Origin of the sequence: Leifsonia aquatica (assembly GCF_014190775.1) — a bacterium.
Taxonomy (GTDB): Bacteria; Actinomycetota; Actinomycetes; order Actinomycetales; family Microbacteriaceae; genus Leifsonia; species Leifsonia aquatica.
Genome location: NZ_JACHVP010000001.1, coordinates 1,213,355 through 1,224,142 on the forward strand (window position 1 = coordinate 1,213,355; position 10,788 = coordinate 1,224,142).

General features: G+C 72.8%; 9 protein-coding genes and 1 tRNA gene. 9 read left to right on the forward strand and 1 reads right to left on the reverse strand.

Annotation, left to right across the window (positions count from 1 at the left end; translation table 11 throughout):
• Positions 1–15 precede the first annotated feature (15 nt).
• Positions 16–1,266: a glycosyltransferase gene (locus FHX33_RS05770; RefSeq protein ID WP_039921028.1), complete on the forward strand. Its 1,251-nt coding sequence runs from the start codon at positions 16–18 to the stop codon at positions 1,264–1,266.
• A 17-nt stretch (positions 1,267–1,283) separates the two neighbouring features.
• Positions 1,284–1,357 (forward strand) — tRNA-Ile (locus FHX33_RS05775).
• A 50-nt stretch (positions 1,358–1,407) separates the two neighbouring features.
• Here the strand turns inward: FHX33_RS05775 and FHX33_RS05780 are convergent.
• The gene (locus FHX33_RS05780) at positions 1,408–2,169 is read right to left on the reverse strand and encodes a helix-turn-helix domain-containing protein (RefSeq protein WP_183428260.1); all 762 of its coding nucleotides are present in this window, start codon (positions 2,167–2,169) and stop codon (positions 1,408–1,410) included.
• 105 nt (positions 2,170–2,274) lie between these two features.
• Between FHX33_RS05780 and FHX33_RS05785 the strand changes: the two genes are divergently transcribed.
• The 7 genes from FHX33_RS05785 to FHX33_RS05815 all read left to right on the forward strand — a co-directional run bounded on the left by FHX33_RS05785 (position 2,275) and on the right by FHX33_RS05815 (position 10,781).
• Entirely contained in the window at positions 2,275–3,855 is a 1,581-nt protein-coding gene (locus tag FHX33_RS05785; RefSeq protein WP_183428261.1) for an ABC transporter transmembrane domain-containing protein, read from the forward strand.
• On the forward strand, positions 3,852–5,615 hold the full coding sequence (locus FHX33_RS05790; protein WP_183428262.1) for an ABC transporter ATP-binding protein: 1,764 nt from the start codon (positions 3,852–3,854) through the stop codon (positions 5,613–5,615). Before FHX33_RS05785 ends, FHX33_RS05790 begins: the two co-directional genes overlap by 4 nt.
• Positions 5,616–5,721: 106 nt before the next feature.
• On the forward strand, positions 5,722–6,774 hold the full coding sequence (locus FHX33_RS05795; RefSeq protein WP_183428263.1) for an iron chelate uptake ABC transporter family permease subunit: 1,053 nt from the start codon (positions 5,722–5,724) through the stop codon (positions 6,772–6,774).
• Positions 6,771–7,853, forward strand: coding sequence for an iron chelate uptake ABC transporter family permease subunit (locus FHX33_RS05800; protein WP_183428264.1), 1,083 nt, complete (start codon positions 6,771–6,773; stop codon positions 7,851–7,853). Before FHX33_RS05795 ends, FHX33_RS05800 begins: the two co-directional genes overlap by 4 nt.
• Entirely contained in the window at positions 7,850–8,704 is an 855-nt protein-coding gene (locus FHX33_RS05805; RefSeq protein WP_183428265.1) for an ABC transporter ATP-binding protein, read from the forward strand. The genes FHX33_RS05800 and FHX33_RS05805 overlap by 4 nt, the downstream gene beginning before the upstream one ends.
• Positions 8,705–8,756: 52 nt before the next feature.
• Positions 8,757–9,734, forward strand: a complete 978-nt coding sequence (locus FHX33_RS05810; RefSeq protein ID WP_021762867.1) for an ABC transporter substrate-binding protein — start codon at positions 8,757–8,759, stop codon at positions 9,732–9,734.
• A 69-nt stretch (positions 9,735–9,803) separates the two neighbouring features.
• Entirely contained in the window at positions 9,804–10,781 is a 978-nt protein-coding gene (locus tag FHX33_RS05815; RefSeq protein ID WP_021762866.1) for a zinc-binding dehydrogenase, read from the forward strand.
• Positions 10,782–10,788 lie beyond the last annotated feature (7 nt).

Below are 10,788 nucleotides of genomic sequence, written 5' to 3' on the forward strand. Positions count from 1 at the left end.
GTAGGGACCAACCACGTGCCAGATCCGAGCGGAACGAACGACACGCCGCCCGCCCCGGCCCGCAAGCCGCTGACCATCCTCATGGGGTGCGACACCTTCGCCCCCGACGTGAACGGCGCCGCCCGCTTCGCCGAGCGGCTCTCCGCCGGCCTCGTCGAGCACGGCCACGATGTCCACGTCGTCGCGCCCGCGGCGAGCCGCAAGCACGGCACGTGGGTCGAGGAGCACGAAGGCCAGAAGATGACCGCGCACCGCCTGCGCAGCTGGCGCTGGTATCCCCACGATTGGCTCCGCTTCGCGCTGCCGTGGATGAGTAAGGCGAACGCGCGCCGCGTGCTCGACGAGGTGAAGCCGGACGTCGTTCACTTCCAGTCGCACATCGTGGTCGGCCGCGGCCTCGCCTACGAGGCGCAGAAGCGCGGCATCCGCATCATCGCGACCAATCACGTCATGCCCGAGAACATCATGGAGTTCACGGTCATCCCGAAGTTCCTCCAGCGAGTGCTCGTCGCCCTCGAGTGGCGGGACGCGCGCAAGAGCTTCGATCGCGCCGAGGCCGTCACGACGCCGACGCGCAAGGCCGCGGACTTCCTGGAGAAGGCCACCGGCCTGCGTGGCGTGCACGCCATATCGTGTGGCATCGACGCGCAGAACTACACCCCCGACTTCACCCCGCGCACGGCCAACCGCATCCTCTTCGTGGGCCGCGTGACCGGCGAGAAGCAGATCGACGTGCTCCTGAAGGCGATCACCCTGCTCCCGGCCTCCCTCGACGCGCAGCTCGAGATCGTCGGCGGCGGCGACCAGTTCAAGAACCTCCAGGCCATGGCCGAGACGCTCGGCATCGCCGACCGGGTGAACTTCCTCGGCTACGTGACCGACGAGGAGCTCCGCGCCGCGTACACGCGCGCCACCGTCTTCGCGATGCCGTCGATCGCCGAGCTGCAGTCGATCGCGACGATGGAGGCCATGGCCTCCGGGCTCCCGGTCGTCGCGGCCGACGCCATGGCACTCCCGCACCTGGTGCACGACGGCGAGAACGGTCACCTGTTCCGCCCGGGCGACGCGCAGGACCTCGCCGACAAGCTCGAGAGCGTGCTCACCCTGCCGCAGGAGCAGCTCGACGTGCTCAAGAACGCGTCGCTCCGCATCGTCGCCTCGCACGACATCCAGCGCACGATCTCGACCTTCGAGAGCCTGTATCGTGGTGAGCCGGTGGCCGACCCGGTGACGGACGCGGCCGACAGCGTGCCCGCCCCGGAGTGACCGGGCGGCACACGACCGGGGCGGTAGCTCAGCTGGTTAGAGCATCGGACTCATAATCCGCCGGTCACGGGTTCAAGTCCCGTCCGCCCTACTGGAGACGGACTGCGGTCGCGGTCCGATACCGCTCGGCCTCGAGTGCGACTAGTGCTCCGCTCGCGCCTCGCCGGGGCGGTCCGCTCCGGGCGCGAAGTAGGCGCCCGGCGTGTGACCCGCGACGCGGTGGAACGCCGAGATGAAGGCGCTGGGCGTGCTGTAGCCGACCCGGTAGGCGACGCGGGAGACGGTCTCGCCCTCGGCCAGCAGCGCGACGGAGGCCTGGAGCTTGGCGTGCGTGCGCCAGGTGCCGAAGCTCATGCCGGTCTCGGCCTGGAACAGCCGGAGGAGCGTGCGGGCGCTGGCGCCGACCTCGCGGCCGAACTCGTCCAGGCTGCGGCGGTCGGCCGGGTCGGCGAGCAGGAGGCGGGCGACGTCCCGGGCGCGGGGATCGCTCGGGAGGGGCACGGCGATGGCGCGCTTGCCGACCGGACGCAGGGTGTCGACGAGGACGCGCTCGGCGCGGGCGCGCTCCTCGGCGCCGAGGTCGTCGCCGAGGTAGGCGACGAGGTACTGGCTGAGCGGGCTCATCCGCACGACGGTCGGCGCGGTCCAGGAGACGGGCGTGCGCTCGGGGTCGAAGTAGATGCCCTCCATCACGGAATCGCGCACGGCGAGCGGCGCGTGCAGCACGCCCGCGGGCATCCACAGCCCGAGCGTCGTCGGGAGCACCCAGTAGCGGCCTTCGACCTCGACGGTCAGGACGCCGGATGAGGCCCAGATGAGCTGGTGGTCGTCATGACGGTGCGGCTCGAAGCCTTCGCCGCGGTCGAGCGCGAAGCGGTGCAGTTCGATGACGTCGGTGCTCACGCCCGTGGCTCCTCTCGTGCGGGAACCGGACGGGTGGCGATTCCGCGCTATGCATTGTCAGCATAGCGCTCACCCGTCAGCTGACCCGGCGCCTAGGGTCGGAGGGTGCCACGCTCCATTCCGTCTGCTCGCCCGGCTCCGATCCCGCGTTCGCCGCGCGCGCTGCTGACGTGGGCTGTCGGCTCCCGCCGCCGGGACATGGCTCTGGCGTGTCTGCTCTACAGCACGCACCAGATGGGCGAAGCACTGGTGCCGGTCGTGATCGGCGCCACCGTGAGCGGGGCGATCGCCGGCGGGACGCCGCTCGAACTGGGGTTCTGGCTGGCCGTCCTCGCGGCGGACTTCGCCCTTCTCTCCTCGTCGTACCGTTTCGGCGCTCGCGCCAGCGCCCGGGCGAAACAGCACGCCGGTCATGCTCTCCGGATGCGCGTAGTCGAAAGCATCCTCGACGCCCGCCCGGGCGCGGTCGACGAGCACGCGCCGGGCGAGCTGCTCACCCGCGCGTCGAGCGACGCCGACCGGGTGGGCGGTTTCGTCGGCGTGATCGCCTCGGCGCTGGCTGCGGCCGTCGCGCTGGTCGCTGCCGCGGTCGTCCTGTTGGCATCGTCTCCGCTGCTGGGCTTGGTGATCGTGATCGGGACCGTCGCGGTGCTCGTCGCCAACGCGGCGATCGCCCGCGGGGTGGAGGCGCGCAGCGGGGACGAGCAGCGAGAGGCGGGACGCGCGGCGGTACTGGCGGAGGACCTCGTGCGCGGACTGCGCGTCGTCAAGGGTCTGGCGGCCGAGACGACGGCCTCCCGCCGCTACACGGACGCGAGCAGGTCGGCGACAGGCGCCGCGACGCGGGCCGTGCGCGCGCATTCCCTGCGCGACGGCGTGACCGTGATGACCACAGGGCTCTACCTGCTGCTGGTGGTCGGCGTCGGCGGGTGGCTCGCCCTGAGCGGGGCGCTGTCCCTGGGCGGCCTGATCGCCTCCCTCGGTCTCGCGCAGTTCCTCGCGGGACCGTTGCAGACGCTGGCGGCCGTCCCGGCGGCGGCCGCCCGGGCACGTGCCTCGGCGACGCGGATCCTGGGACTGCTGCGTGCCGACGCGAGCGCCCCGCACACCGCACCTGCGGCGGCGCGGGATGAGGCGCTAGACCATTCCGCCGCGCTCCACGTCGACGGGCCCGCCGGTACCTTCACCGTGCCGGGCGGCGCGATGGTCGGCATCCCCACCGCCAGTGCGGCGGACGCGGCCGCGATGCTCGCGGCGCTGCGGCAGGCGGGAGCGTCCCGACCCGGGCTCCTCATCGCGCCGCACGAGTCCGCGCTCTTCCAGGGCTCGCCTCGCGACAACGTCGCCGTCGTCGGCCCCGCCGATCGGGTCGGGCCGGCCCTCCATGCCGCATTCGCCGACGAGATCGTCGCCGACGAGGTGGGGGAGGGCGGCCTGCGGTTGTCGGGCGGCCAGCGGCAACGCGTCGCCTTGGCCCGCGCCCTCGCTGCGGATCCGCCGATCCTGGTGCTGCACGACCCGACCACCGCGATCGACGCTGCCACCGAGGACGTCATCGCCGAGCGGGTGCGCGCATTCCGGAACGGGCGGACCACCGTCGTCCTGACCTCGTCGCCCGCCTGGCTGGCGCGCTGCGACGAGGTCGTGCCCGTCGACGGCGGCGACCGAATGGAGGCTGCACGATGAGCCGGCGGACGCTCCTCCCCGTCGCCTCCCCGCGCGAGGTGCGCCGATTCGCCGCCACAGCCCTCGCGCACTCGCGCTCGACGCTGGCCGCAACCGCGGTCGCCCTCGTCGTCGGCGCGGCAGCCGGTCTCGGCATCCCGGGCAGCATCGGCTGGATCGCCCAGCTGCTCACCGATCGCGCAGAACCGCTCGCGCTCGTCGCGCCGCTCGGGCTGCTCGCCGGGTGCGCGGTCGTCGGCGGACTGGCGGCGTGGGCCTCCGGGATCCTGCTCGCGCACGCGGTGCTGCCCCCGCTCGGCCGGCTCCGGGAGGAGGTGGTCAGGGCCGCCGCCACCCTCCCGCTGGCCGACGTCGAGGCCGGGTCGGGCGACCTGGTCTCCCGCGTGACCGACGACGTGGAGCAGGTGGCGGAGGTCGCACAGGGGGCGTTGGGCCGATTGCTCACCGCGGCTGTGACCATCGCGGTGACGCTCGTCGGGCTGGCCGGGCTCGATCCCCGGTTCGCCCTCGCGGCCCTCGTGGCCGTGCCCGTGCAGGCGGTGACGGTGCGCTGGTATCTGCGCCGCTCGGGCCGCATCTACGCGGACGGTCGGCGCGCGGCCGGTCGCCGCGCCGCCACTCTGCTGGAGACCTTCGCCGCGCTGCCCACCATCCGTGCGTTCGGGCTGCACGGCGAGCGAGCGGGCCGTGCACACGAGGCGTCGCTGGAGGCGGTGGAGGTGGAGCTCGAGGCCACGCGCACGATGACGCGCTTCTACGGCCGCCTCAACCTGGCGGAGTTCCTCGGGCTCGGCGCGATCCTGGCCGTGGCGTTCCTGCTCGTCCGCTCGGCCGGAGCCGACATCGGGCAGGCCACGGCCGCCGCCCTCTTCTTCGCCGGACTGTTCAACCCGATCAACGACGCGCTCGGAACCGCCGACGACCTCCAGCGTGCGTCGGCCAGCCTGGCGCGACTGGTGGGCGTCGTCGACGTCGGGTCCCGCACCGTGGCCGGATCATCCCGGCCGCCCGGTGGTGGATCCGTCGAGCTGCGCGACGTGCACTTCGGCTACGACGGCCTCCCGCTGCTGGAGGGCGTCTCGCTCACCATCGCAGCCGGCACGCACGTCGCCGTGGTCGGGACGACCGGCAGCGGCAAGAGCACGCTCGCGTCCCTCATCGCGGGCGTGCGCTCCGCGGACGCGGGCGGCGTCCGCCACGACGGCGTCGACGTCGGAGCGATCGCGCCCACCGACCGAGGGGCGACCGTCGCGATGGTCTCACAGGAGACCCACGTCTTCGCCGGCACGGTGGCCGACAACCTGCGGCTCGGCGCACCGACGGCGGGGGAGCGGGAGATGCGAGCGGCGCTCGATGCGACCGGCGCGGCCTCCTGGATCGACGCGCTTCCCCACGGCGCGGCGACCCGGATCGGCGCGGGCGGCCACCCGCTGACCCCGCAGCAGGCGCAGCACCTCGCACTGGCACGGCTGCTGCTGGTCGACCCGGCGGTCGCCGTGCTCGACGAGGCCACCGCGGAGGCGGGGAGCGACGTGGCGCGCACCCTCGACGCGGCGGCCCGCGCGGCCATCGCCGGACGCACGGCGATCGTGGTCGCCCACCGCCTCGAGCAGGCCGCGGAGGCGGACCTCATCGTGGTGATGGAGGGCGGCGCGATCGTGGAGGCGGGGTCTCCCGCCGACCTCGTCGCCGCCGGCGGTCACTTCGCCGCGCTGTGGAACGTGGCGGCTTCGCGATACGACGTGTCGGATCCCCGATAGCGCGGACCCCGCGCGGTGACATACGCTGACCTCTGGCCGCTTTGGTTAGCCTTACCTAAGTACTTCGAGCCGCCTCCCGACGTCGCCCCCCCTCAGAGAGTCGCCCGTGTCCCTTCGCGCCCCCATCGCCCCCTCGGAGGCGCGACGCGAGCGCACCGCCCGGCCGCTGACCTGGCGGCTGGGCTGGCTGCTCGTCGCTCTCGCCCTCCTGGTGGTCCTGCTCGGCGCGAGCATCGCGGTCGGGGCCAAGGCGATCCCGCTCGACCACGTGCTCCCGGCAGTGCTGCATCCTGGTCGCTCCGACGACGACCTCGTGATCACCGGCCTGCGGGTGCCGCGCACCCTGCTCGGCGTGCTCGCGGGGGCCGCGCTCGGCGTCGCGGGCGGCGTCATCCAGGCCTTCACCCGCAACCCGCTGGCCGACCCCGGCATCCTCGGCGTCAACGCCGGCGCGGCGCTCGCGGTCACGCTCGGCGTCGCCGTGCTCGGGATGCACGACATCGGCCAGTACCTGTGGCTCGCGCTGCTCGGCGCGGTCGTCGCCACCGTGGTCGTCGCGCTGATCGGGATGAGCGCCCGCGAAGGGGCGACCGCGCTCCGGATGACACTGGCCGGGATCGGCGTCGCGGCCGTGCTCGGCGGCATCACCTCCGCCATCCAGCTGGCGAACCCGACCGCGTTCCAGCGCATGCTCGGGTGGTCGGCCGGCAGCCTCGTGGCACAGCCGGTGCAGGCTGCCGCGGTCGTAGCGCCGGTCGTGCTGGTCGGGTTGGTCGTGGCCGCCATCGCGACCCGCGGGCTCAACGCCCTCGCGCTCGGCGACGACCTGGCGGCGTCACTCGGCAGCCGCGCCGCCGTCACACGCACCCTCGCGGTGGTGGCGGTCACTCTGCTCGCGGGCGCGGCCACGGCCGCTGTCGGTCCGATCGCGTTCGTCGGCCTGATGATCCCGCACGTCGCCCGCGCCATCGTCGGGCCCGACCAGCGCTGGATCCTGGCCTACTCCATCGTGCTCGGTCCGGTGCTGCTGCTCGGCGCCGACATCCTCGGCCGCGTCGTGATGAGCCCGGCCGAGCTGCCGGTCGGACTGGTCACCGCGTTCGTCGGGGCGCCCGTCCTCATCGCCCTCGTGCGCCGGTCGCGGGCGGTGACCCTGTGACCGCGGGCACGCGCGTCCCGGCAGCCGATGCCGACGCCGCGGTCGACTTCGGCGCCCGCCAGGTCGTCGTTCGCCGCCGGCGCTTCTCGTTCCGGCTGCCGCGCCGCACGGTGGTGACGGTCGTGGTGCTCACGGCCGTCTCCGTGGCGATCGCGCTGCTCTCCCTCGCCACCGGCTCCTACGCACTCGGCGTCGACCAGGTGGTGGGCGCCCTCACCGGCCGCGAGAGCGGGATCGTGCACACCATCGTGGTCGAGTGGAGGCTGCCGCGGGTCCTGCTCGCCGCGCTCTTCGGCCTCGCCCTGGGAGCGGCCGGCGCGATCTTCCAGTCGCTCACCCGCAACCCGCTCGGCAGCCCCGACATCATCGGCTTCGACACCGGTGCGTACACCGGCGCGCTGATCGTGATGCTCGGCTTCCACGCCGGCTCGTCGCTGGCCGTCACCGGGGGAGCGATCGCCGGCGGCCTCGCGACCGCGGGCGTCGTCTACGCGCTGGCGTACCGGCGCGGGATGCAGGGCTTCCGCCTCATCGTCGTCGGCATCGGGGTGACCGCCATGCTGACGTCCGTCAACACCTGGATGCTCCTGCACACGGACACCATGGAGGCCATCGGCGCCGCCTTCTGGGGCGCGGGCTCGCTCGACAGCGCCGGGTATCCGCAGCTGCTGCTCGCGGGCGGGGTGTTCATCGTCCTGTTCCCGTGCGCCGCGGCCCTCGCGCGCGGACTCGGGATGCTCGAGCTCGGCGACGACGCCGGCGCCCAGCTCGGCGTCCCGGTCGAGCGCACGCGGCTGGCCGCCACGATCGTCGGCGTCGCGCTGAGCGCGACCGTGACCTCCCTCGCCGGTCCCATCGCGTTCATCGCTCTGAGCGCGCCGCAGATCGCTCGCCGCCTGGCCGGCACCGCGGGCGTGACCCTGGGTGTGTCGGCCGCGACCGGTGCCGTGCTGCTCCTCGCCGCCGACTGGGTGGCGCAGCACGCCCTCCCGGCGGCCGTGCCGGTCGGCCTCGTCACGGTCGTGCTCGGCGGCGGCTACTTCGTCTGGCTCCTGATCGCGGAAGGGCGACGCCGATGACCGAGACCACCCCTGCCGTGGCGCCGCTCGCGGTGACCGGCGCCACCCTCGGCTACGACGGGCGCACCATCTCCGAGGGCCTCGACGTCGCGATCCCGGACGGGTCCTTCACGGTCATCGTGGGGCCGAACGCGTGCGGCAAGTCCACCCTGCTGCGCGGCCTCGCCCGCCTGTTGCGCCCGACCGCCGGCCAGGTGCTGCTCGACGGGCGCGACATCCACGCCTACCGCACGAAGGAGGTCGCCCGCCGACTCGGCCTGCTCCCGCAGACCTCGCTCGCACCGGACGGCATCACGGTGGCGGACCTGGTGGCGCGCGGCCGCCATCCGCACCAGAGCGCCTTCCGCACCTGGAGTGCAGAGGACGAGGCCGCCGTCGCCGCCGCGCTGCGCGCCACGAACATCACCGAGCTCTCCGGCCGCCGCGTCGACGAGCTGTCGGGCGGGCAGCGCCAGCGCGTCTGGGTCGCGCTCGCGCTGGCCCAGCAGACGGGCATCCTCCTGCTGGACGAGCCGACGACGTTCCTCGACATCGCCCACCAGTTCGAGCTGCTCGAGCTGTTCCGCGAGCTCAACCTCGAGGGGCGCACCCTCGTCGCCGTGCTCCACGACCTCAACCAGGCCAGCCGCTACGCGACCCACATCATCGCGATGAACGAGGGCCGCATCGTCGCCCAGGGCGCCCCGGCCGACGTCGTGACGGCCGCACTCGTCCACGACGTCTTCGGTCTGCCCGCGCACGTGCTGCCCGACCCGATCTCGGGCACCCCGCTCGTCGTGCCGCTCGGGCCGCCCGGCCGCGTGTTCGCCGACGCGCCGCCGCCCTCCGCGCGCCCGACCTCCGCGCGCTGAGCCCTTACTCCCTCTCCACCTCCACCCGCTCCATCCACCGATCGAAGGACACATGACACAGCACCCCCACCGCCGTCCCGGACTCCGCCGCGTCGCACTGGCCATCACCGGCGCCGCCCTCGCGCTCGCCCTCGCGGCCTGCAGCGCCCCCGCCACCGGCGACTCCGGAAGCAGTTCCGACACCCGGAGCGTCTCGACCCCCGAAGGCACCGTGAAGATCCCGACGCACCCGAAGCGCATCGTGTCGGTGCACTCGTGGACCACGGAGTCCCTGCTCGACTTCGACGTGGCCCCGGTCGGCGTCGAGAACAGCGGAGAGCAGTACGTGCCCGAGCGCTACCTCGCCGACTGGAAGAAGACCGACAAGGTCACCGACGGCGGAACCATCGACTTCGAGAAGATCGCGGCCCTGAAGCCGGACCTGATCATCGGCGTCGACGTGCCGTACCTCAAGGAGGCGTACAAGAAGCTCTCGGCGATCGCCCCGACCGCGTTCGCGCCGTTCGACGACGACGCCACCTGGCAGGACTACCCGAAGTACACCGCCGACTTCGCGAACGTCACCGACGAATACGACGCACTCAAGGCGACGTACGAGGACCGGGTGACGTCCGTCTCCTCCACCTACGCATCCCAGCTCGCGACCGTGAAGTGGGATGTCATCCAGGGCGGCTTCGACGCCGGCAACTACTGGATCTACAGCGAGACGTCGCCCGTCGGCGCGATCCTGAAGGAGCTGGGCGCGCAGTTCGCCTCGGCCACCGCCGCCACCACGGCCGGCGACAACCAGTCGGTCTCGTACGAGAAGACCGACCTGCTGAGCGACGCCGACGCCCTGATCTACTACACGAACAACGACGGCACGCCGGCGAACAACATCGACAAGCTGTTCGCCCTGCAGAGCTACCAGGACCTGGCAGCCGTCTCCGGCGGCCACGCGGTCGGCACCCCCGACTTCCTGCCCGGTTCGTACTCCGACGCCCTCGGGGTGATCGACGCGATCGAGAAGAACCTGAAGACGTTCAAGTAGCCCAGCGGACGCACGGCGTGCGCGGCCTAGGCTGGAGAGGACCCTGTCCTTCCGAGCCAAGGAGCTTCCATGCGCGCTCTCGTCCAGCACGAATTCGGTGACCCTGCCCGGGTCCTCGGTGTGGAGGAGCGACCGCTCCCGGAACCGGGGCCCGGGCAGGTCCGTGTGCGGACCGTGCTCTCGCCCATCCACAACCACGACCTATGGACCGCCCGCGGTACCTACGGCTTCAAGCCGGAACTGCCGGCTCAGGCGGGCACCGAGGCCGTCGGCATCGTGGACGCGCTGGGCGAGGGCGTCGAGTCTCCGGCGGTGGGCCAGCGCGTCGTCACCGGCGGCACCTTCGGGGTGTGGAGCGAGTACTTCGTGGCGAAGGCCGCGGGACTCATCCCCGTGCCCGAAGCCCTGAGCGACGAGACCGCCGCCCAGCTCGTGGCGATGCCGTTCAGTGCGCTCAGCCTCCTCGACTTCCTCGAGGTGGAGGCGGGCGACTGGATCATCCAGAACGCCGCCAACGGCGCCGTCGGCCGGCTGCTCGCCCAGTTCGCCGCTACCCGCGGCGTCAACGTCATCGGGCTCGTTCGGCGGGAGGCCGACGTGACAGTGCTCGCCGAGGCAGGCATCCGCAACGTGGTCGCGACCGCGCACGACGACTGGCGCACGCACGTCGCCGAGCTCACCGGCGGGGCGCCGATCGCGGCCGCGGTGGACTCCGTCGGCGGCGAGTCCAGCGGCGACCTGCTGCACCTGCTCGTCGAGGGCGGGACGCTGGTGTCGTTCGGTGCGATGGGATCCGACACCATGTCGATCTCGTCGGGCGACGTCATCTTCAAGCAGGCGACCGTGAAGGGCTTCTGGGGCAGCAAGGTCAGCGCTTCCATGCCCGCCGACAAGCGGAACGCCCTGTTCGGCGAGCTCATCACGGCCGCGATCTCCGGCGGCATCACGCTGCCGGTCGCGGGCGTCTATCTGTTCGACGACATCCACGACGCCGTGCACGCCAGCGACCGCCAGGGCCGTGTCGGCAAGGTGCTCCTGAAGCCGTAAGGTCACG